The 20,403-nt window shown below is 63.0% G+C and carries 21 protein-coding genes and 1 riboswitch; of the genes, 2 read left to right on the top strand and 19 right to left on the bottom strand.

The window, feature by feature from the left end; genetic code table 11:
- Window positions 1-28 precede the first annotated feature (28 nt).
- The 14 genes from PCA20602_RS26380 to PCA20602_RS08425 all read right to left on the bottom strand — a co-directional run bounded on the left by PCA20602_RS26380 (window position 29) and on the right by PCA20602_RS08425 (window position 13,079).
- Window positions 29-325, bottom strand: a complete 297-nt coding sequence (locus PCA20602_RS26380; RefSeq protein WP_425495659.1) for a type II toxin-antitoxin system RelE/ParE family toxin — start codon at window positions 323-325, stop codon at window positions 29-31.
- Window positions 326-327: 2 nt separating this feature from the next.
- Window positions 328-720, bottom strand: coding sequence for a hypothetical protein (locus tag PCA20602_RS08485; protein ID WP_150720838.1), 393 nt, complete (start codon window positions 718-720; stop codon window positions 328-330).
- Between the two features lie 169 nt (window positions 721-889).
- Window positions 890-1,837: a TraB/GumN family protein gene (locus PCA20602_RS08480; RefSeq protein ID WP_425495655.1), complete on the bottom strand. Its 948-nt coding sequence runs from the start codon at window positions 1,835-1,837 to the stop codon at window positions 890-892.
- A gap of 50 nt (window positions 1,838-1,887) precedes the next feature.
- Window positions 1,888-2,916 (bottom strand): peptide ABC transporter ATP-binding protein, encoded by a 1,029-nt coding sequence (locus PCA20602_RS08475; protein ID WP_150720837.1) that lies wholly within the window; start codon window positions 2,914-2,916, stop codon window positions 1,888-1,890.
- On the bottom strand, window positions 2,913-3,926 hold the full coding sequence (locus PCA20602_RS08470) for an ABC transporter ATP-binding protein (protein ID WP_150720836.1): 1,014 nt from the start codon (window positions 3,924-3,926) through the stop codon (window positions 2,913-2,915). Before PCA20602_RS08470 ends, PCA20602_RS08475 begins: the two co-directional genes overlap by 4 nt.
- Window positions 3,923-4,843: an ABC transporter permease subunit gene (locus PCA20602_RS08465; protein ID WP_150720835.1), complete on the bottom strand. Its 921-nt coding sequence runs from the start codon at window positions 4,841-4,843 to the stop codon at window positions 3,923-3,925. The genes PCA20602_RS08470 and PCA20602_RS08465 overlap by 4 nt, the downstream gene beginning before the upstream one ends.
- Window positions 4,844-4,854: 11 nt before the next feature.
- Window positions 4,855-5,859: an ABC transporter permease subunit gene (locus PCA20602_RS08460; RefSeq protein WP_150720834.1), complete on the bottom strand. Its 1,005-nt coding sequence runs from the start codon at window positions 5,857-5,859 to the stop codon at window positions 4,855-4,857.
- Between the two features lie 238 nt (window positions 5,860-6,097).
- Window positions 6,098-7,738, bottom strand: a complete 1,641-nt coding sequence (locus PCA20602_RS08455) for an ABC transporter substrate-binding protein (protein ID WP_150720833.1) — start codon at window positions 7,736-7,738, stop codon at window positions 6,098-6,100.
- Between the two features lie 204 nt (window positions 7,739-7,942).
- Window positions 7,943-8,773 carry a methylenetetrahydrofolate reductase [NAD(P)H] gene (metF, locus tag PCA20602_RS08450; RefSeq protein WP_069342115.1) on the bottom strand — a complete coding sequence of 277 codons (831 nt, stop codon included), beginning with the start codon at window positions 8,771-8,773 and terminating at the stop codon, window positions 7,943-7,945.
- 26 nt (window positions 8,774-8,799) lie between these two features.
- A complete protein-coding gene (locus PCA20602_RS08445; RefSeq protein WP_150720832.1) occupies window positions 8,800-9,624 on the bottom strand; it encodes a TlyA family RNA methyltransferase in 825 nt (274 codons plus the stop codon).
- Window positions 9,625-9,680: 56 nt separating this feature from the next.
- Window positions 9,681-10,040 carry a phage holin family protein gene (locus tag PCA20602_RS08440; protein ID WP_069342038.1) on the bottom strand — a complete coding sequence of 120 codons (360 nt, stop codon included), beginning with the start codon at window positions 10,038-10,040 and terminating at the stop codon, window positions 9,681-9,683.
- Between the two features lie 205 nt (window positions 10,041-10,245).
- A complete protein-coding gene (gene ahcY, locus PCA20602_RS08435) occupies window positions 10,246-11,661 on the bottom strand; it encodes an adenosylhomocysteinase (protein ID WP_150720831.1) in 1,416 nt (471 codons plus the stop codon).
- Window positions 11,662-11,692: 31 nt separating this feature from the next.
- Window positions 11,693-11,818, bottom strand: a riboswitch (S-adenosyl-L-homocysteine riboswitch).
- Window positions 11,819-11,884: 66 nt separating this feature from the next.
- Window positions 11,885-12,568, bottom strand: a complete 684-nt coding sequence (locus tag PCA20602_RS08430; RefSeq protein ID WP_069342036.1) for an LrgB family protein — start codon at window positions 12,566-12,568, stop codon at window positions 11,885-11,887.
- Window positions 12,569-12,623: 55 nt separating this feature from the next.
- Window positions 12,624-13,079 carry a CidA/LrgA family protein gene (locus PCA20602_RS08425; RefSeq protein ID WP_069342035.1) on the bottom strand — a complete coding sequence of 152 codons (456 nt, stop codon included), beginning with the start codon at window positions 13,077-13,079 and terminating at the stop codon, window positions 12,624-12,626.
- A gap of 198 nt (window positions 13,080-13,277) precedes the next feature.
- On the opposite strand from PCA20602_RS08425, the gene PCA20602_RS08420 reads away from it, so the two are divergent.
- Both PCA20602_RS08420 and PCA20602_RS08415 read left to right on the top strand, forming a co-directional pair.
- Window positions 13,278-14,222, top strand: coding sequence for a LysR family transcriptional regulator (locus tag PCA20602_RS08420; protein WP_069342034.1), 945 nt, complete (start codon window positions 13,278-13,280; stop codon window positions 14,220-14,222).
- 200 nt (window positions 14,223-14,422) lie between these two features.
- The gene (locus tag PCA20602_RS08415) at window positions 14,423-15,196 is read left to right on the top strand and encodes an exodeoxyribonuclease III (RefSeq protein WP_150720830.1); all 774 of its coding nucleotides are present in this window, start codon (window positions 14,423-14,425) and stop codon (window positions 15,194-15,196) included.
- 100 nt (window positions 15,197-15,296) lie between these two features.
- On the opposite strand, the gene PCA20602_RS08410 is transcribed toward PCA20602_RS08415, so the two are convergent.
- From PCA20602_RS08410 to PCA20602_RS08390, 5 genes are all read right to left on the bottom strand, one after another.
- On the bottom strand, window positions 15,297-16,592 hold the full coding sequence (locus tag PCA20602_RS08410; RefSeq protein WP_150720829.1) for an AmpG family muropeptide MFS transporter: 1,296 nt from the start codon (window positions 16,590-16,592) through the stop codon (window positions 15,297-15,299).
- A 105-nt stretch (window positions 16,593-16,697) separates the two neighbouring features.
- Window positions 16,698-17,381, bottom strand: a complete 684-nt coding sequence (metW, locus tag PCA20602_RS08405; RefSeq protein ID WP_246182085.1) for a methionine biosynthesis protein MetW — start codon at window positions 17,379-17,381, stop codon at window positions 16,698-16,700.
- Window positions 17,378-18,571: a homoserine O-succinyltransferase MetX gene (metX, locus tag PCA20602_RS08400; RefSeq protein WP_150720828.1), complete on the bottom strand. Its 1,194-nt coding sequence runs from the start codon at window positions 18,569-18,571 to the stop codon at window positions 17,378-17,380. Before metX ends, metW begins: the two co-directional genes overlap by 4 nt.
- A gap of 319 nt (window positions 18,572-18,890) precedes the next feature.
- The gene (slmA, locus tag PCA20602_RS08395; RefSeq protein ID WP_063389806.1) at window positions 18,891-19,547 is read right to left on the bottom strand and encodes a nucleoid occlusion factor SlmA; all 657 of its coding nucleotides are present in this window, start codon (window positions 19,545-19,547) and stop codon (window positions 18,891-18,893) included.
- Between the two features lie 13 nt (window positions 19,548-19,560).
- The gene (locus PCA20602_RS08390; protein WP_150720827.1) at window positions 19,561-20,361 is read right to left on the bottom strand and encodes an HAD-IA family hydrolase; all 801 of its coding nucleotides are present in this window, start codon (window positions 20,359-20,361) and stop codon (window positions 19,561-19,563) included.
- Window positions 20,362-20,403 lie beyond the last annotated feature (42 nt).

The following is a 20,403-nucleotide window of genomic DNA, read 5'->3' as shown; positions in this document are numbered from 1 at the left end:
GATGCGGGGGCCGCCGGGTAACACTCAGTTAGTCGTTAAATGGATAGTCCCTGGGAGGCCAGGGACGATTCACGTTATGTAATGACAGGATGGTCACGGCATTCTCCTTTAGACGGTAGACCATCCTGTAACGCCTGTGCGGCAACAACGTTCGGTCGTTACCAGTTCGGTGAAGACGCCCCATTGAGGGAAACACCCGAAGATTCCTAAGTGCGCGTTCTATAGCATCATTCAAGTTTGCAGCCGCGCGTGGACTGGCATTCAATAGTTGATTCCAGATAATGGAACGTTCGCGCAGCGCATAGTCTGACCAACGAATCGTCACCGTCACAGCGTATCCAACAGCCTCCGGCTATATTCGGCAAACTGGGCACTGACAATCTCATCCGGCACCACCCGTCCGGCCTCCAGATCTCTCAGCCCCATCAGCACCGCAAAAAATTCTTCGACATCGATCTCGTCGGGATCGTGGGGTGTCTCGAAGTATTCGGGATTGAGATCGACGGAGCATCCGGTTTTGACAACCTCGCTCGGTAACTTGCGGCCTGCGGCGACATCCGCAAGTCCACGAATCGTCGCGTCGTAAAGCATCTGCGCTTCGCGGCGGATATGGGCTTCTTCTTCAGCGCTGAGCGGGTAAAGCTCAGGCACGGGGATCGGGGCGAACACCGGCTGGCGGCGCACGAATGAATCGGCGTTCTGCTGATCGACAATCTGCATCGTGATTCCTGACTAGGATTTGGGCGGGGGGCCACTCACACGAGTGTTGCCAAATTAATCGTCAGGGATGGGCGAGTCAATCGGGTCGGGAGATTTCTCGGGCGATTCCTATGCGAATCGCCCAATTTTCCAATGACTGGTTCGGACAGTCGGATCGACTACCGATATTTCAACGCTGCGCGACCGAGAACCCGTGTTCGCGCAGCAGTTGCAGCACGCCATGCGGGCCGCCGAGATGCAATGTGCCGATCGCGACGAATACCGGCTTGCCCGGGTCCGCCAGGAACAGCATGCGTGCGAGAAAACGCCGGTTGCGCGAATAGAGAATGCGCTCGTCGATGGCGTCGGCCAGTGCCACGTTGCGTCGCACCTGCGCCGCCTTGCTCTGCGACCAGTCGAACACCAGCTCGGCATCCCCCGCCCGCCACAGCCGATGCAACTCCTCGACCTGCGCCGTCGCCGTCTTCGGGGTGAGCACCAACTCCTGAGCCAGCAACTCGTTTTGCTGCGGCCCGGTCAGACCGGTGAAGGCATCCATCTGCTCGGCGAGCGATTCGAGACCGACGATCCGGCCGCGATAGATGTTCTCCAACTGGTTTTCCGTGCCGTACTCGGTCTGCAAATCGGCGCCCATCGAGTCCAGCGTCTCGACGAGCAGCGCCGCCAGCCACGGCCGCATGTGACGAATCTCGGCGAGCATGGGCGGATTGCCCTTGAGCCGGTCGCGCAACTTGCGCCATAACGGCGCAGGAATCAACCGAGGCAGACAGGCCCGCGTACACATGCCGTATTTCTGCACGTCGTCCTGCGACATCGTCAGATCGTCGGGCGAGAGCTCGAACGCCACCACCTTCGACACGCGCAGCGCATCGACCACGACTTTGCGGAACGGGTAGTCGTCGGGCTTGCCGACGTGCAGGGTGCCCATCACGTAGATGGTCATGTCGCCCTTGCGGGCTTCATAGAACGGGAGATTGGCGCCCGGCGGCGGTTCGCCGGGCTCCGGGACCACTAACGGGAAGGTTCGCGGCACCACCGCGCGCGGGGCCGCAGTCGATGCCGCGTCCAGCGTGACGGCGAGCGTCATGAGCAAGCAACCCAGCAGCCAGCCGGTCAAAGCAACGCCCCGGCGAACAGGTGTCGCGCGTGGTGGTCCACCCAATCTCGTTATCCCTCTATGTCTTCGACCCGATGGCACGCCATCAGACGTCCCTCGAATTCGCGCAATTGCGGCACTTCCTCACGGCAACGGTCGATGGCATACGGGCAGCGCGGCGCAAAGGCACACCCGGGCGGCGGACGCAGCGGCGAAGGCAATTCGCCGATCAGCGGAATCTTCACACGACGCTCGGACGCCTTGATCGCCGGCGTCGCCGACATCAACGCCTTGGTGTACGGATGCAGCGGCTTGCCGAACACGGTGGCCTTGGGACCGTGTTCGACCGCGCGGCCGAGATACATCACCATGACGTCGTCGGCCACATGCTCGACCACCGCGAGATTATGCGACACGAACACGTAACTCGTCGCGTATCGGTCCTGCAAATCCATGAAAAGATTCAGGATCTGTGCCTGAATTGAGACATCCAGGGCCGAAACGGGCTCGTCCGCCACCACAATCGCCGGCGACAGAATCATCGCCCGGGCAATCGCCACGCGCTGACGCTGGCCGCCCGAAAACATGTGCGGATAACGCGCCACGTGCTCCGGGCGCAAACCCACGGTACGCATCATCTCGGCGATCTTCTCGCCCCGCTCGGCGCGGCTGAGCGACGTGTTGATGGCCAGCGGCTCATCGAGCGCCTGTCCCACCGTCTTGCGCGGGTTGAGCGACGCATACGGGTTCTGGAACACCATCTGAATCCGCGTGCGCAACGGCGCCAGCTCGCCCGCCGACGCTGCCGTCGTCTCGGTGGCATCGACGAAGAGTCTGCCGGACGTGGGGGCTTCGATCAATGTCAGCACCCGCGCCAGCGTCGATTTGCCGCACCCCGACTCGCCGACGACCGCCAGCGTACGGCCGGCTTTCAGCTCGAAAGACACGCCATTCAGCGCCTTGACGCTCGCCACCCCACGGAACATGCCGCGACCCACGGTATAAAAACGCGTCAAATCCTGCGCGGACAACACCACATTCCCACCCGACGCCCCTACCTGCGGAATTCCCGGCGGTGTCGCGAAAACCGTTTCACTCATTGCGCACCTCCCGTCGAACGACCACCCGAGACCTCAGCCACCGCATGCGGCAACGGCTTGAAACACCGCAAACGCGGTGAACCCACAGCACTCGGCCCGACGTAGGGCGTGAGCGCGGGCTGCGCCTCGCGGCAGTGGGCGTCGGCATAAGGACAACGCGGCGAGAGCAGACACCCCGCCGGACGGTCGTCGCGTCCCGGCACCACCCCCGGCAGCGTATGCAGCCGGCGCACCCCTCGGTTGTGCTCGGGGATCGCAGAAAGTAAAGCTTCCGTGTAGGGATGGTGCGGTGCATCGAACAGCGCCGGCACCTGCTGGACTTCGATCACCTGCCCCGCATACATGACCGCTACCTTGTGCGCGACTTCCGCCACGACGGCAAGGTCGTGGGAAATCAGCACGAGCGACATGCCGTAATCCTTCTGAAGTTGCAGCAGCAGCGCCATGATCTGCGCCTGAATGGTGACGTCGAGCGCGGTCGTCGGCTCGTCGGCAATCAGCAGCTTCGGACGGCAGGCGATCGCCATCGCGATCATCACCCGCTGATTCATCCCGCCGGAGAGCTGATGCGGATAAGCGCCAAGGCGGTTCGCGGCATCGGGAATCTCGACCTGCTCCAGCAACTCGACGATGCGCTCGCGCAGCGCTCGTCCGCGCAAGCCCATGTGCCGACGCAGCACCTCGCCGATCTGATAGCCGATGGTGTAGCTCGGGTTCAGGCTGGTGAGCGCATCCTGAAAGATCATCGAGACGTCGCGCCCGACGATGTTGCGACGCTCACGCTTGGACGCGCCCAGCAGATCCTTGCCGTCGAAGCGCACCTCGTCGGCGCTCACGCGCCCCGGGGCGTCGATCAGGCCCATGAGCGCGAGCATCGTCACGCTCTTGCCCGAACCGGACTCGCCGACCACGCCGAGAATCTCGCCCTGACCGACGTCGAGGTCGATGGCGTCGACCGCGCGCGCGCCGTCGAAGTCGACCGATAGATTTCGAATGGAGAGCAGACTCATGCGATTCGCTTCAGTTTGGGGTCGAGGGCATCGCGCAGGCCGTCGCCGACCAGGTTGATGGCAAGGACCGAGATGACGATCGCAAGTCCCGGCAGCGTCACGATCCACCAGGCACTTTCCATGTAGTCGCGGGCGGACGCGAGCATCGAGCCCCACTCCGCGAGCGGCGGCTGCACGCCCAGGCCGAGGAAGCCGAGCGCCGCCGCGTCGAGAATGGCCACCGAGAAACTCAGCGTCGCCTGCACGATGAGCGGCGCCGCGCAGTTCGGCAGCACCGTCGAGAACATCAGACGCAGCGTGCCCGCGCCCGCCATGCGAGACGCCACGACGTATTCGCGTTGCAACTCGCCGATGGCCGCCGCACGCGTCAGACGCACATACGCGGGCAACGTCACGATCGCGATGGCGATGGTCGTGTTGGCAAGCCCGGGACCGATCACGGCCACCACGGCCACCGCCAGCAGCAGCGACGGCAGCGCCATCATCATGTCCATCAGACGCATGATCGGCGTATCGAGCCAGCGCGGGAAAAAGGCCGCCAGCAGCCCGAGCAGAATGCCGGGAATCAGCGACAGCACCACCGACGACAGACCAATCCAGAACGACAGACGCGAGCCGTAGATCAGGCGCGAAAGAATGTCGCGTCCGGCTTCGTCAGTGCCCAGCAGGAATCTGGCGTTGCCGCCCTCGAACCACGCGGGCGGAATCTTTACGAAGTCCCGGTACTGTTCGATGGGGCTGTGCGGCGAGATCAGCGGTGCGAGAATCGCCGCCGCGAACATCAGCAACAGAATGATGGCCGCGACGGTCGCGCCGCGGTTGGAGGTAAAGCTGCGCAGGAACTCCCGGATCAGGCGCGCGCGAGGCGTCGCCGTGACCGCAGCGGGGGGCGGCAGCGTAGCAGGCGTGTCACTCATCGATGACCTCCTCAGTGCCGGATGCGCGGGTTGACGACGCCGTAGAGCACGTCGACCAGCAGGTTGACCAGAATCACGCCCGTCGCGATGAGCAGAATGCCGCCCTGCACCACCGGATAGTCGCGCCGGAGAATGGCGTCGATCAGCCATTTGCCGATGCCGGGCCACGAGAACACGTTTTCGGTGAGCACCGCCCCCGCGAGCAACGTGCCGACTTGCAGCCCGATCACCGTGATGACCGGAATCAGCGCATTGCGCAGGGCATGCACGACGATCACGCGCCACGGCGACAGCCCCTTCGCCCTCGCCGTGCGGATGTAATCCTCACGCAGCACTTCGAGCATGGCCGAGCGTGTCATGCGTGCGATCACCGCCAGCGGCACCGTGCCGAGCACGATGGTCGGCAAGATCAGATGGCTGAACGCCGACGCGAACGCCCCTTCGTCTCCCGACAGCAGCGTGTCGATGAGCATGAAGCCGGTCACGCTGGGCACGTCGTACTCGACACCGATACGCCCCGACACGGGCGTCCACTGCAAGTCGACGGAGAACAGCATGATGAGCAGCAGCCCCCACCAGAAGATCGGCATGGAGTAGCCGGTGAGCGCTGCGCCCATGGTGGTGTGGTCGAGCATCTTGCCGCGTCTGAGCGACGCGGCCACGCCAGCGGGCAAGCCCACGACCAGCGCGAAAATCATCGCGCACAAGGCCAGTTCGAGCGTGGCGGGGAAACGCGCGAAGAACTCGTGAAGCACGCCCTCGTTGCTCACGATGGAGCGCCCGAGGTCACCCTGCGCCGCGTGCTTCAGATAGACGAAATATTGCGTGGTGAGTGGCTGATCGAGCCCCAGTCGCTTCATCGCTTCGGCGTGCATGACGGGGTCGAGATTACGCTCGCCCACCAGCACCTCGATCGGATCGCCGGGAATGAGGTGAATGAGCGCGAACGCGAGGATAGTGATGCCGATGAACGTCGGTATCACCATGCCTAGTCGTCTCAGGACGAATCTCAGCATAGGAATGTTCCGTGGGGGCATCGCGCGCCGCCCGCCCCCGGCAGGGACGGACCGCACTTTGCCGCGTTAGTCAGTCTCGGACGGTCTTCTGTCCACTTGCTGCGAGCTGGCCCGGGCGCGGCGGCCGGGCCAGTCGGCTTTCTTGTCGTGTGCGCCGGACAGCGCCGAGATCGTCGGCGCTGTCCGGTCCGGATCACCTGATCCGGCTTGAAACCACTTCGTCCAGTTGAGTTCGACCTTAGTCGAGTGACACGCCGGCGAAGCTGTTACGGCTGAACGGGCTGAGCTTGAAGCCCTTCACGTTCGTCGCCATCGGCTTGTACTGCGTGGAGTGCGCAATGGGCGAGAACGGCAGTTGCTGCGTGAAGATCTCCTGCGCCTGCGTGTAGAGCTTGGTGCGCTCCTTCTGATCCGTGGTCTGACGTGCCTGCTTGATCAGGTCGTCGAACGGCTTGTAGCACCACTTCGAGAAGTTGTTGCCATTCATCGAGTCGCAGCCGAGCAGCACGCCGAGCCAGTTGTCGGGGTCGCCGTTGTCGCCCGTCCAGCCGATGAGCATGGCGTCATGCTCGCCCGCCTTGGCACGCTTGATGTACTCGCCCCATTCGTAGGTGACGATGTTGGCCTTCACGCCGATCTTCGCCCAGTCGGCCTGAATCATCTCGGCCATCAGCTTGCCGTTCGGGTTGTACGGACGTTGCACCGGCATGGCCCACAGCGTGATTTCGACACCCTTCACGCCCGCCTTGTCGAGCAGCGCCTTGGCCTTCTCCGGATCGTAGGCGGCCTGCTTGATGTTCTTGTCGTAGGACCATTGCGTCGGCGGCATCGGCGCACCGTTCGACAACTGTCCGGCCGAGCCGTACACCGACTGGAGAATCGCCTGCTTGTTGATCGCCATGTCGAGCGCCTGACGCACTTCCACGCGATCGAGCGGCGCCTTCTTGACGTTGTAGGCCACATAGCCGAGGTTGAACCCGACCTGATCCGGCATCTTGATCTTCGATGCCTTGCCCTGCGCCTGAATGTCGGCCTTGAGCGCGTCCACGTCCGCCGGACGCGGGTATGTCACCACCTGGCACTCGTTGCGCTTGAGCTTCTGGATACGCACGTTGGCGTCCGTCGTGATGGCGAAGACGAGCTTGCCCACCTTCGGCGGCAGGTTCGTATTCCAGTACTCCTTATTACCGTCCATTCGCAGCGTGGCGTCCTTCGTGTAGCTGCGGAAGATGAACGGACCGGTGCCGACCGGCTTGAGCGCGATGTCACGCGGATTGTTCGCCGCGAGCAGCTTGTCTGCGTATTCCTTCGACAAGATCGACGCAAACGACATGGCCAGATTCTGGATGAAAGGCGCGTCGACCTTCTTGAGCACGAAGCGCACGGTGTACGGATCGACGATCTCGATGCGGTCGATGTCCGCCTGCATGCCCATGTCCACGTAGTACGGGAATTCCGTCGGATAGGCCTTGCGGAACGGCATTTCGCGATCGCCCATGCGCTCGAACGTGAACTTCACGTCTTCGGCGTTGAAGTCGCGCGTGGGCTTGAAGTAATCGGTGGTGTGGAACTTCACACCCTTGCGCAGGTGGAAGGTATAGATCTTGTTGTCCGGCGAGATATCCCACTTCTCGGCAAGCGACGGCATCACGCCAGTCTCCCCCGGCACGAAGGCGATGAGCCGGTTGTAGATGGCGTCGGCGGGATCGAAATCGGTACCGGTGGTGAGTTGCCCCGGATCGAAACCGGCGGGGCTGCCCTCGGAGCAGTAGACGAGGGTCTTGTTCGGGAGCTCGACAGCAGATGCGGGCATCATCGCCGTCGCACCGGCCAGCGCAGTTGCAGCCAACAGCAAACGCAGGGTGAGAGTCTGTTTCATAGGCTCCTCGAGGTTGAGTTGACGCTCGGTAGCATGACGCCACCGAACTCTCGAGGGATATTACTGAAGCTTCACCCGCGTAACAACACACCAAATCCCTACCGAATGGAGGATTTGTGGTGTTTTTGCATAGGAAATCACCCAATTATGATCAGAATTGACTTCTGACCCGCAATCGATTGGCAAACGATTGCGCGACGCGCCTTACAGACCCAGACGCTGCCACATCGCCTTGGTCGCCGACGCGGCGTTGAGCGTGTAAAAGTGCAGTCCCGGCGCGCCGTCCTTGAGCAAGCGCTCGCACAGCGCCGTGACCACATCGAGGCCGAAAGCCCGGATCGACTCGCGATCGTCACCGAACCCTTCAAGGCGCTTGGCGATCCAGCGCGGCACTTCAGCGCCGCACATCTCCGAGAACCGCATCATCTGCGAGTAATTCGTGATAGGCATGATGCCCGGCACGATCGGCACCGTCACGCCGAGCCGCGAAGCATCGTCGACGAAACGGAAGTAGGCGTCTGCATTAAAGAAATACTGCGTGATCGCCGCATTCGCGCCCGCCTTCACCTTGTTGGCGAAGTGCTCCAGATCCAGACGCGGCGACTTGGCTTGCGGGTGGTATTCCGGGTAAGCGGCCACTTCGATATGGAACCAGTCGCCGGTCTCGGCGCGAATGAATTCGACCAGCTCCGACGCGTAACGGAACTCGCCGATCTCGCCCATCCCCGACGGCAGGTCGCCGCGCAGCGCCACGATGTGACGAATGCCGTTACCCCGGTAGGTATTGAGGATCTCGCGGATGTTGTCTTTGGTCGAGCCGACGCATGACAGGTGCGGTGCGGCTTCCACGCCTTCGCGCTGGATTTCGATGACGGTGTCGAGCGTGCCCTGCTGCGTCGAACCACCGGCGCCGAACGTTACCGAGACGAACTTCGGGCCGAGCGGGAACAGTTGCTCGCGCGTAGCGCGCAGCTTCTCCGCGCCGTCGGCGGTCTTGGGCGGGAAGAATTCGAAACTGAAGGAAGGTTGCGTCATGATCGTCTTGTTATCGAGAGAGCCGCTCATGCCGCATGCGTGGCGTGCACGAAAAACTCCCGGTTGCCGTCGCCGCCGGCGATGGGACTGTCGAGCCAGGCGGCTACCGTCAGTCCGAGCGCTTCACAGGCGGTGCGGATTTTTGTCTCTACTTGCGCGTACTGCGCGGTATCTTTCACGAGGCCACCGCGCGCGATGTGCTCCCGTCCCACTTCGAATTGCGGCTTGACCAGCATCAGCAGATCGCCGCCCGTCGCCAGCAGCGGTGCGAGCGCCGGCAGCACCAGCGTGAGCGAGATGAACGACACGTCGCCGACAATCAGATCGAAGCCCGCTTCGGGCACCGTCTTCGGGGCGTCGTCCGGCGTGGCGTCAGTGGCTTCAGCCAGACGTTCGTCGAGCATCTCGCGCGACAGATGCCGTGCATTGATCCCTTCGAGCGACACCAGCCGAGGCTCGCTCATCAGTCGTTGATGCAGTTGTCCGTGTCCGACGTCCACACCCACGACCTGCGCCGCGCCCGCCTGCAACAGGCAATCGGCGAAGCCGCCGGTCGAAAGACCGACGTCGAGGGCCACACGCCCCGTCACGTCGAGTCCCGTCTGTATCAGCGCGCCAGCGAGCTTCAGGCCACCGCGCGACACGTAGCGATCTTCTCCCGGCAGGCCGTCGGCCGCCGCACGCACTTCCAGCACTTCATCGCTCGCCACCGGCTGGCTGGCCTTCTTGAGCGCCGTCTCGGTGCCCGCGTAGTACACGCGACCGGCATCGATCAGACGTTGGGCGACGGTGCGCGACGCGGCAAGCCCCCGGGAAACGAGGGCCTGATCGGCACGAAGAGCTTGCGACATGACTTACGGGTTTCCTGCAAATAACCGCCGACGCGATGGCGTGACGGCGTTGAGACTCAGACGTTGGTGGCGCGATCGCCGCCGAACACCAGCGCCGACAGAATCCACGAGATCAGGCTGTACAGCAGCGAGCCGAAGAGCGCCGCCCAGAAGCCCGAGACTTCGAAGCCCTTGACCACGTGCGAGGCGAGCCAGAACAACAGCGCGTTGATGACGAAGATGAACAGCCCCAGCGTGACCACCGTCACGGGCAGCGTGAGCACTACGAGCAACGGACGCAGGAACGCGTTGATCAGGCCGAGCACGACCGCAACGATCAGCGCCGTGCCGATGCCCTTGAGCTGAACGCCCGACACGATGTACGGCAAAACGAGAAGCGCGATGGCATTGATGAGCCAAATCAGCAGCAGACGCATGGCAAGCTCCGTTTATGCATGCCGGGCACGGACGTCTACCGTCACCGGCGTTGGGAAATACAGGGAAATGCGAGCGCGGCGGCAACTGACGCCGCCGCACCGTGTTCTCGCCGCCAGCCGGCGCGTCGCACCCCTCCGTGCGAGGCACCGGCAGCCTGCCGCCATCGTTAAGCGCTAGCGGCAGCCCGGCGACACCAACGAACGATCAATAGCGGTAGTGAGCCGGCTTGAACGGACCGTTCTTGTCGACGCTGATGTACTTCGCCTGATCGTCGCTCAGCACGGTCAGTTCGGCACCGATACGGCCCAGGTGCAGACGCGCCACCTTCTCGTCCAGATGCTTCGGCAGCACGTACACGCTGTTCTTGTACTTGGCGCCGTGCACGAACAGTTCGATCTGGGCGAGCGTCTGGTTCGTGAACGAGTTGCTCATCACGAACGACGGGTGGCCCGTAGCGCAGCCGAGGTTCACGAGGCGGCCTTCGGCGAGCAGAATGATGCGCTTGCCGTCCGGGAAGATGATGTGATCGACTTGCGGCTTGATGTTTTCCCACTGGTACTTGCGGGTCGACGCCACGTTGATTTCCGAGTCGAAGTGGCCGATGTTGCACACGATGGCCTGATGCTTCATCGCGGCCATGTGGTCGTGATCGATCACGTGGAAGTTGCCGGTCGCCGTCACGAAGATGTCGGCCTTGTCGGCAGCGTAATCCATCGTCACGACACGGTAGCCTTCCATCGCCGCCTGCAACGCGCAGATCGGATCGATTTCCGTGACCCACACCGTGGCGCCCAGACCGCGCAGGCTTTGCGCGCAGCCCTTACCCACGTCGCCGTAACCGGCCACGAGCGCGATCTTGCCCGCGATCATCACGTCGGTAGCTCGCTTGATACCGTCGACGAGCGACTCGCGGCAGCCGTACAGGTTGTCGAACTTCGACTTGGTGACCGAGTCGTTCACGTTGATGGCCGGGAACGGCAGCGTGCCGTCCTTTTCCATCTGGTACAGACGGTGCACGCCCGTGGTGGTCTCTTCGGTCACGCCCTTGATCTGCGACAGACGCTTGCTGTACCACTGCGGATCGACTTCCAGGTGACGCTTGATCGACGCGTACAGCGCAACTTCTTCTTCGTTCGTCGGGTTGCCGACGACCGAGATGTCCTTCTCGGCCTTGCTGCCCAGAATCAGCAGCAGCGTGGCGTCGCCACCGTCGTCGAGAATCATGTTGGCGAACTCGCCGTTCGGCCATTCGAAAATGCGGTGGCTGTATTCCCAGTATTCGTCGAGCGACTCGCCCTTGAAGGCGAACACCGGAATGCCGGCAGCGGCGATGGCGGCAGCAGCGTGGTCTTGCGTCGAGAAGATGTTGCACGAGGCCCAGCGCACTTCGGCGCCCAGCGCGGTCAGCGTCTCGATGAGCACGCCCGTCTGAATGGTCATGTGCAGCGAACCGGCGATGCGGGCGCCCTTGAGCGGCTGGCTGGCCTTGAACTCGGCGCGAGTGGCGACCAGACCCGGCATTTCGCTCTCGGCGATGGTCAGCTCTTTGCGGCCCCAGTCGGCCAGCTTGATATCGGCAACGTGGAAATCGGAAAACTTCGAATCGACTACGGCGTTCATCACGCCTCCTTTCTCTAAAGTCTAGATAGTTGGGACGTGAGCGCCGTTCTTGGGGCCCGCTCGCCAACGATCCGGGGGTAATCCGGCGGCCGGCGGGGCCAATAGGAAGGATCTTGAGCCTGGCAGCACTTCGGCTGTCGCAACGCTCCTCAAGACCCCGGCATTGTAGCAAAACTGATGGGCCGCGTTGCGTCTGGGGCGACGCCCGAAGGGTTATTTTTTCTCAGAGCGGGAGATGGGCGATCAACGGTGCGGCGAGCACCATGAGCACGCCGTTGATCATCATGACGAGGCTGGCGACGACGCCCTCTTCGCCACCGATCTGACGCGCCTTGGCCGTGCCGAACCCATGCGCGCCTGCGCCGAACGGTGCGCCCCGGGCCATGCGCGTGCGCAGCGGCAGCCACGAGAGCAATGCCTCGCCGAGCAGCATGCCGATCAGGCCGGTGATGATGACGAAGAGCCCGACGAGATCGCGCGAGCCGCCAAGCTGATCGGACACGACCAGCGCGAACGGCGTGGAGATGGAGCGGGCGAGCAGGCTGCGCGCCATCTCGGGCGGCAGTTCGAACAACCGGGCGAGCACGTACGAACTGCCCACGGCCACGACCATCGCCACGAGCACGCCGAATGTCAGCGCGAAGGCGTGACGGCGGATGATGTCGCGATGCTCGTAGATCGGCACCGCAAAGGCGATCGTCGTGGGTCCGAGCAGCCACACGAGCCAGCGCGAGTCGGCAATGTACGTCGTATAGGAGATATCGCCGCCGATCATCACGCCGATGACGAGGATAGGGGCAAGAATCGCCGGCCCGAGCCACACCTTGCCGAAGCGCGCGTACAGGCGCTTCGAGACGTAATAGAAGAAGACGGTAAGAACGAGCAGCAGGAGCGCCGTATGATTCATGACAAGTCCCGGCAACCGCTAGACGCGCGGAAAGTGTGGCAAGACTCGCGCGGCATCAGCGGGCGTCGTGCGCATGGGCACGGCGAGCCGGAATGCGAACGAGGGCGCGCTTCAGATGACGTTCGGCACGGCAGGCGAAGTCCACGGCCAGCGCCGTCGAGACCATCACGAGCACCGTGCCCACGCCGATCACGGCCAGCAGTTGCAGGCCTTCCTGACGCAGCAGGTCGGTGTATTGCATGACGGCGGCGACCAGCGGCACGAAGAAGAGGATCATCTCGGCCAGAAACCACTCCGCGCCGCGTTTGATCTTCTCCGTCTTCAGCACGCCGCTCATGAGCAGCGCCACGACGACCAGCAGACCCAGCACGCCGCCCGGCAGGGGCAGATGAAAATGACGCGACGCAGCATCGGCTGCCAGATAGATACCCGTGAGGAGCGCAATCTGCCAGAGCACGCTGACAATGCCCTTGCTGCGGGTATACACACGGCTGGCGATCGTCTTGGTCATGGCGGGCTCCATAAGGGTTTTCACGAATATGGAAAGGAGTATAGGAAGCACCGCAACATAAATATAATGAATTAGTCGTATAAAATCGATTCCAAATTGGAATAATTTAAGTATTAACCCTGATAGTGCATGAAAAAGCCTTACGGGACGGGGCTTGCGTCGATTAAGCACCATTAAGGTGCATTCGAGAGAACCAAAATGGAACTGCGTGCGTTACGAGGATTTGTTGAAGTTGTGCGACAGCAGAGCTTCACGGCGGCGGCCGAAGCGCTTTTCGTCACACAGCCGACCGTGAGCAAGATGGTCAAGGCGCTGGAAGACGAACTGGGCACGCCGCTGATGTTGCGCGAGGAGCGCGGCATGGGGCGGCGACTGCAATTGACCGACGCGGGACGCGTTGTCTTCGAGCGCGGTCAGGACGTACTCGCGGCCCACGCGCGGTTGCAGCAGGAGCTGGCCGACCTTGAGACCGTTTCCCGGGGTGAGTTGTCCATCGGCATCCCCCCGCTCGGCGGCGATCTGTTCATCCCGGTGATCGGCGCATTTCACCAGCACTATCCCGACATCGAGATGAAGTTGTTCGAGACCGGATCGCGGGCCATCGAGCAGGCGTTGCTCGCGGGCGAGATCGAACTGGGCGCGGTGCTGCTGCCGGTGGATCCGACAGTGCTGGAGGTGCTGCCGGTGTGTCACTACCGGCTGCGTCTGATCGCACCGCGCGACTCTCGCTGGGAAGGACGCGCCTCGGTCGGTCTCGGTGAATTGCGCGACGAGCCTTTCGTCTTCTATGGCGAAGGGTTTGCGCTCTCGGAGTTCGTGATTGCCGCGTGTCAGCGGGCAGGTTTCACGCCGAAAATTGCCGGACGCTCCAGCCAGTGGGACTTCATTGCCTCGATGGTGGACAACGGCGTGGGCATCGCGCTGTTGCCGGAGCCTTTCTGCGCGCGGCTGGATCCGAAGCGTTTCGTGATGACCGACGTGCGCGACCCGGAAATTCCGTGGGATCTGGCCATGGCGTGGCGGCGCGACTCCTACCTCTCGCACGCGGCGCGACGCTGGCTCGCACTGGCCCGCGACATTCTCGGCCCGGGTGGCGACGGCGAGGCCAAGGCCGCCATCGCGGGCGGAGCGCGCCGCACCTGACGGCAGCCGAAAGTTTGCCTGCCATGCCATGTGCGACGGCGCGTGCCGATGCCGGGGTCGTCCCACGTGTCACGACATCGGCACGCCCGGTTTGCCGGGGGGGCGATCCGACGTCATCCGACGATTGCGGTATCCTTGCCGCTGACAAATTTCCCCCTAGCTGTCGTGTTGTCGCACGACACCTCGACACTTCGACACTCATGCGCATCATTACCGCGAATCTGAACGGCGTGCGATCGGCCGCCAAGAAGGGCTTCTTCGAGTGGTTCGGCAATCAGGACGCCGACATCCTCTGCGTGCAGGAAATCAAGGCGCAGTTGCCAGACATGACGCCGGACTTTCTCAAGCCGCACGACTATCAGGGCTACTTCCACTACGCCGAGAAGAAGGGCTACAGCGGCGCGGGCGTGTACGTGCGACGCGAGCCGGACGACATCGTCATCGGCTGGAACAATACGGAGTTCGACGCGGAAGGTCGTTACGTCGAGGTGCGTTACGGCAATCTGTCGGTGATCTCGGTGTACGTCCCGTCGGGATCGAGCGGCGAGGAGCGTCAGGCAGCGAAGTTCCGCTTCATGGCCGACTTCATGCCGCACCTGCTTGAGCTCAAGGCCGCAGGACGTGAAGTCGTGCTGTGCGGCGACGTGAACATCGCGCACAAGGAAATCGACATCAAGAACTGGAAGGGCAACCTGAAGAACTCGGGTTTCCTCCCAGAGGAACGTGCGTGGCTCACCCAATTGTTCGACGATCACGGTTATGTGGACGTCTTCCGCACGCTGGACCAGCGCGCCGAGCAATACACGTGGTGGAGCAATCGCGGACAGGCGTATGCGAAGAACGTCGGTTGGCGCATCGACTATCAGATCGCCACGCCGGGTATCGCAGGCAAGGCAAAAACGACGTCGGTGTTCCGCGACATCAAGTTCAGCGATCACGCACCGCTGACGGTGGACTACGATCACGCACTGTAAGTCTTGCGGCAGGTACGGCAAGTGAAAAACAGAAGGCCAACCCTTACGGGATTGGCCTTTTAGTTTGCGCTACCTCGCGCTTTCCGCACATCGATCAGGCTTACCGCGCCCCACCCGCCGCAGGCACGCCGTCACCGCCGTCGTCGTCGGCGCCCCACGGGGCGACCTTGGGTAGTAGCAGCATGCCCGGCACTGCGAGTGCCGTGCAGATGAGGAAGAACGTCAGCCAGCCCACACCGTCCACGATGTAGCCCGTGCCCGCATTCGCGAACGTGCGCGGCACCGACGCCAGACTCGTGAACAACGCGAACTGCGTTGCCGTGTAGCGCGGGTCAGTCGTGCGCGCAATGTAGGCCGTGAACGCGGCCGTCCCCAACCCCGCCGTGAACGCCTCGAACGCGATCACTGCACCCAACCCCGCCACCACCGCGCCCGCTTCTGCCAGCCATGCGAAGCCCAGTACCGACACCAGCTGCAGCACGCCGAACACCCACAGCCCCCGGTTGATGCCCAGCTTGATCAGCCAGATCCCGCCGATGATGCCGCCCGCCACGCTCGCCCACAGACTCGTCGCCTTCGCGACCACGCCGATCTGCGTCTTCGTGAAACCCAGATCCAGATAGAACGACGTGGCCAGCGACGTCGCCATCGAATCGCCCAGCTTGTACAGAAAGATGAACGCCAGCACCAGCAACGCCTGCGACCACCCGCCGCGTGTCACGAATTCATGGAACGGCTCGACCACCGCCTCGCGCAACGTCTTCGGCGGCGTGCCGCGAATCTCCGGCTCCTTCACCACCAGCGTCATCACGATACCCGGCAGCATGAACGCTGCCGTCGCAAAAAACACCTGCGACCACGGCAGATGGTCGGCCATGATCAGCGCAAGCGATCCCGGCACCAGACCCGCCACCTTGTAGGCATTCACGTGCATCGCCGTACCCAGCCCCTGCTCACGGTCGGACAGCAGCTCGCGCCGGTAGGCATCCAGACAGATGTCGAGACTCGCACTGAAGAATGCCAGCGCCGCCGCGAGCGCCGCAATCGTCATCAGATCGCGCTGCGGCGAATACGTCCCCATGATCGCCACCGCCCCGGCCACCAGCAACTGCGTGATGAACATCCAGCCACGACGCCGACCCGGTTTCCAGCCCAGCAGATTGGGCGCGAAACGGTCCATGAGCGGCGCCCACAGAAACTTCCAGGTGTAGGGGAACTGAATCAGTGCGAACAGACCGATCGACTTCAGATCGACGTGCTCGCTGCGCAACCATGCCTGCACGAGATTGAGCAGGATGAAAAGCGGCAGACCGGAGGTGAACCCGAGAATCACGCAGATGAGCATCCGCGTGGGGTGAAAGACGCGCCCGTCGTCGGGCCGCAGCGAATCGGTCATGGAAAGGACAGTTGGGGCCAGCCGCCTGCGGTGCATGGCACCCGGCCCCCGTGTCTGCTTCCGTCAGGGGCCCGGCGCTACGCTGCCCCGCACGCTGCCGTCGGTTCAGGAACGCTTGACGCGATAGACCGCAAGACTACCACGCCAGTTCGCGCCCACCGACACGAGTCGCCCGTTATGCAACACCGCACGATCCAGAATTTTCACACCGACGTCCGGCGCCAGCGCCTCGAAATCCTTGATCGTCAGCACACGCACGTTCGGCGTGTTGTGCCACTGGAACGGCAAGCTTTTCGACACTGGCATGCGTCCCTGCAACACCGACAGACGATGCGGCCAGTAGCCGAAATTTGGGAAAGAGACGATGGCTTCGCGTCCCACGCGCACCGTCTCACGCAAGATGTCCGCCGTGCGGTGAATGGTCTGCAACGTCTGCGACAGAATGACCGTGTCGAAGCTCTGATCCTCAAAGAGCTTCAGCCCGTCTTCCATATTTTGCTGAACGACGTTGATGCCGCGCTGCGCCGACGCCAGCACGCCCGCGTCGTCGATCTCGATGCCGTACCCGCTCACACCGAGTTCATCGGTCAGCAGACGCAGCAACGACCCGTCACTGCACCCAAGATCGAGGACCTGCGACGACGGCTCGATCCATCGTGCGATGACCCGGAAGTCGGGACGATCCGCGAGCGACGCCGAGATACGATCGCGCGACGCCGCCAGTTGCGCCGCCTGTGCACTGAGCGACACACCGCCTGCGCCGTTCGCCGAAATGGTGGACTGACTCATACCCCGACCTCCTGGGCGATACGTTCGTAATAGGCGCGCACCAGATTGTGGTAACGCGAATCGGTGAGCAGGAAAGCATCGTGACCGTGCGGCGCATCGATTTCGGCGTAGCTGACCGTGCGACGCGTATCGAGCAGCGCCTTGACGATCTCGCGCGAACGCGTCGGCGCGAAACGCCAGTCGGTCGTGAACGACACGATCAGATACTTCGCCGTCGTGTGCGACAGCGCCTTCGCCAGATCGCCGCCGACCGTGCGCGCCGGGTCGAAATAGTCGAGCGCGCGCGTGATCAGCAGGTACGTGTTGGCGTCGAAATACTCGGCGAACTTGTCGCCCTGATAGCGCAGGTAAGACTCGACTTCGAACTCCACGTCGAAGCTGAAGCGGTAGCCGTCGTCCTTGCCGTTCCCATTTCCGTTGGCCCCGGCCTTGATATCGTCGACCAGCGCTTCGGCACGTCGCAATGCCCGGCCGAATTTGGTCGCCATGTCTTCGTCGGACAGATACGTGATGTGCCCGATCATGCGCGCCACGCGCAGCCCGCGACGCGGCACCACGCCATGCGCGTAATAGTCGCCGCCGTGGAAATCCGGATCGGACAGGATGGCCGAGCGCGCCACTTCGTTGAAGGCAATGTTCTGTGCGGAAAGCTTCGGTGTGGAGGCGATCACCAGACAATGCCCCACTCGCTCGGGATACATGATGCTCCACGCGAGCGCCTGCATGCCGCCAAGACTACCGCCCATCACAGCGGCGAATTTGCGGATGCCGAAGACATCGGCCACACGTGCCTGCGCGTTGACCCAGTCCTCGACAGTGACGACCGGGAAGCGCGCGCCGTACGGCGTGCAGGTGGATTCGTCGAGACTCATCGGTCCGGTCGAGCCGAAGCACGAACCGAGGTTGTTCACCCCGATGACGAAGAAGCGATTGGTGTCGAGCGGCTTGCCCGGGCCGACCATGTTGTCCCACCAGCCGACATCCTTGGGGTTGTCGGCGGCGATGCCCGCCACGTGATGCGACGCATTGAGCGCGTGACACACCAGCACCGCATTGCTGCGATCGGCATTGAGCTCGCCGTAGGTCTCGACCATCAGGTCGTAGCCCGCGAGGGTGCTGCCGTTCTGCAATGCCAGCGGCTCAGCGAAATGCATCCGCTGCGGCGTGACGATTCCGATTGAAGATTCCATAAATCCCTGTCCGAAACATGCCGGCCAACGTCTGCGCCGATTCATAAGACGATACGAATCGACGAACGAAGTCCTGAAGCGTTCTGTGCGGGAAAAGGGGTCGACGGAAAAACGGCGGGGTGCGCGAACGACCTCTTTAGCCGCATTTTTAGTGAATGTCCCACGCCGGAGTGTCTCCGGCAGAGTCATTCGCGCGCCCGCAAGCGAGTCACCAAATCGGCGCGCCAATCATCGCGACAAGGCCCGACGGTATTGCGTCGGCCTCATCGCGTGTTGCAAAAGTATAACGTAATCCGCGCACAGGGCGCAGACCCCCGGCTTAGCGCAGTAGTGCCGCGACTTGCGGCTCAGCGCCTTCGGCCGGCGAGCGCTTGAAGCCGCTCTTGGCGAAACGGTGCCAGCGGCCGAGCACGTAAGACACGAGCAGGTTGGCTCGCGAATTGGCGTCGAACGTTTCCGGCAACGTACCTTGTGCCGCCGCCAGACGCAGCACCTGGCGCAGCGACGCCTCGATGCGGTCGAGCAACTGGTTCATGCGCTCCTGCAGACGCTCGTGTTCACCGACCAGCGCTTCGCCGGTCAGCACGCGCGTCATGCCGGGGTTCTTCTCGGCGAAACCGAGCAGCATCAGCACGATGGCGCGTGCTTGCGACACGCCGTCCTGATCCTGTGCGGAAATCTGATTGATCAGACCGAAGATGGTCTGTTCGATGAATTCGATCAGGCCTTCGAACATCTGGGCCTTGCTCGCGAAGTGGCGATAGAGCGCCGCTTCCGAAACGTCGAGGCGCGCCGCCAGCGCAGCCGTCGTGATCTTCTCGCCCTTGGGGGTTTCGAGCATGGCGGCAAGGGTTTGCAATACCTGCACGCGGCGCTCGCCCGGCTTGGGACGGGTGGTCTTCACCGGCGCTGGCGCGGCCTCCAGCGCATCGGCGGTGCCGTAACCGGCGCCGTTCGAAGAGTTTTCCTGCTGCATCGTCTGGTCGTTATCAGTTGGGATTTGATTGTCGGACTGCCCGGGCCACGCGTTTCGCGCCTTCCCCGGTCGCTAGGCACGCCCGTAACTCGCGCAGAGATTGTACTTTGATATCCACGTAGTGTGGGCGGCCACTTCGCGGCATGACCTTGCCAAGACTGTTTCTGACCGGCAGATGCCCCGTGACCCAGACCGTCTTGATGCCGAAATGCCGCAGGTGTTTCAGGTGCGTACGGGTGTCCTCGACGAGCCACGTCTGCGCGGGCGCCAGCCCCTCGCGCACGAGCAGACGACGCAGCATCGTCGCGTCCGGTTTCGCACGCCAGCCACGACGATCCGCCATGTCCTCGATGCTCACGCAACGTTCGAAATGGCGACGGATGCCCAGCGCCTCGACGATCGGCATCGCGTAATGTGCGGGCGCGTTTGTCAGCAGAATCTTGCGTCCCGGCAAACCGGCCAGCAGTCGCGCGAGGCCGCGCTCGGCGCGCAGCACCTCGGCCAGCGGCGGCAGCTCGTGCACACGCGCGAGAAATTCATGCGGATCGATGGCGTGATGCCGGATCAGCCCGAGCAGCACCGCGCCATAGCGCTCCGTGTAGGTCGAGCGCAACAGATTGGCTTCGTCCTGCCCCAACCCCAGCGTCTCGACGATATAGGCGGTCATCGCGCGGTTAATGCGCGGAAAGATCGCGTGAGACGCGCGGTGCAACGTGTTGTCCAGATCGAACAACCAGACCGGACCGCGCGTGCCGTGCTCGCTGCGGGCGCGAGGCGCCCGGCGTCGCCGGCTCAGAACGTGAGAAGAAGGCACGGAGATAGCGGATTCTTGCGAGGAGATACGTGAACATGACCG

The organism is Pandoraea capi (assembly GCF_902459735.1).
In the GTDB taxonomy this organism is placed as follows: Bacteria; Pseudomonadota; Gammaproteobacteria; order Burkholderiales; family Burkholderiaceae; genus Pandoraea; species Pandoraea capi.
Note: the sequence above shows the minus strand (reverse complement) of the source record. Positions and strands in the feature narration are given on the sequence as shown.

What these genes read in the sequence shown, in the direction of transcription:
- PCA20602_RS08485 (WP_150720838.1), bottom strand. Translation starts at nt 720, where the DNA reads ATGCAGATTGTCGATCAGCAGAACGCCGATTCATTCGTGCGCCGCCAG.
- PCA20602_RS08475 (WP_150720837.1), bottom strand. Translation starts at nt 2,916, where the DNA reads ATGAGTGAAACGGTTTTCGCGACACCGCCGGGAATTCCGCAGGTAGGG.
- PCA20602_RS08470 (WP_150720836.1), bottom strand. Translation starts at nt 3,926, where the DNA reads ATGAGTCTGCTCTCCATTCGAAATCTATCGGTCGACTTCGACGGCGCG.
- PCA20602_RS08465 (WP_150720835.1), bottom strand. Translation starts at nt 4,843, where the DNA reads ATGAGTGACACGCCTGCTACGCTGCCGCCCCCCGCTGCGGTCACGGCG.
- PCA20602_RS08460 (WP_150720834.1), bottom strand. Translation starts at nt 5,859, where the DNA reads ATGCTGAGATTCGTCCTGAGACGACTAGGCATGGTGATACCGACGTTC.
- PCA20602_RS08455 (WP_150720833.1), bottom strand. Translation starts at nt 7,738, where the DNA reads ATGAAACAGACTCTCACCCTGCGTTTGCTGTTGGCTGCAACTGCGCTG.
- metF (WP_069342115.1), bottom strand. Translation starts at nt 8,773, where the DNA reads ATGACGCAACCTTCCTTCAGTTTCGAATTCTTCCCGCCCAAGACCGCC.
- PCA20602_RS08445 (WP_150720832.1), bottom strand. Translation starts at nt 9,624, where the DNA reads ATGTCGCAAGCTCTTCGTGCCGATCAGGCCCTCGTTTCCCGGGGGCTT.
- PCA20602_RS08440 (WP_069342038.1), bottom strand. Translation starts at nt 10,040, where the DNA reads ATGCGTCTGCTGCTGATTTGGCTCATCAATGCCATCGCGCTTCTCGTT.
- ahcY (WP_150720831.1), bottom strand. Translation starts at nt 11,661, where the DNA reads ATGAACGCCGTAGTCGATTCGAAGTTTTCCGATTTCCACGTTGCCGAT.
- PCA20602_RS08430 (WP_069342036.1), bottom strand. Translation starts at nt 12,568, where the DNA reads ATGAATCATACGGCGCTCCTGCTGCTCGTTCTTACCGTCTTCTTCTAT.
- PCA20602_RS08425 (WP_069342035.1), bottom strand. Translation starts at nt 13,079, where the DNA reads ATGACCAAGACGATCGCCAGCCGTGTGTATACCCGCAGCAAGGGCATT.
- PCA20602_RS08420 (WP_069342034.1), top strand. Translation starts at nt 13,278, where the DNA reads ATGGAACTGCGTGCGTTACGAGGATTTGTTGAAGTTGTGCGACAGCAG.
- PCA20602_RS08415 (WP_150720830.1), top strand. Translation starts at nt 14,423, where the DNA reads ATGCGCATCATTACCGCGAATCTGAACGGCGTGCGATCGGCCGCCAAG.
- PCA20602_RS08410 (WP_150720829.1), bottom strand. Translation starts at nt 16,592, where the DNA reads ATGACCGATTCGCTGCGGCCCGACGACGGGCGCGTCTTTCACCCCACG.
- metW (WP_246182085.1), bottom strand. Translation starts at nt 17,381, where the DNA reads ATGAGTCAGTCCACCATTTCGGCGAACGGCGCAGGCGGTGTGTCGCTC.
- metX (WP_150720828.1), bottom strand. Translation starts at nt 18,571, where the DNA reads ATGGAATCTTCAATCGGAATCGTCACGCCGCAGCGGATGCATTTCGCT.
- slmA (WP_063389806.1), bottom strand. Translation starts at nt 19,547, where the DNA reads ATGCAGCAGGAAAACTCTTCGAACGGCGCCGGTTACGGCACCGCCGAT.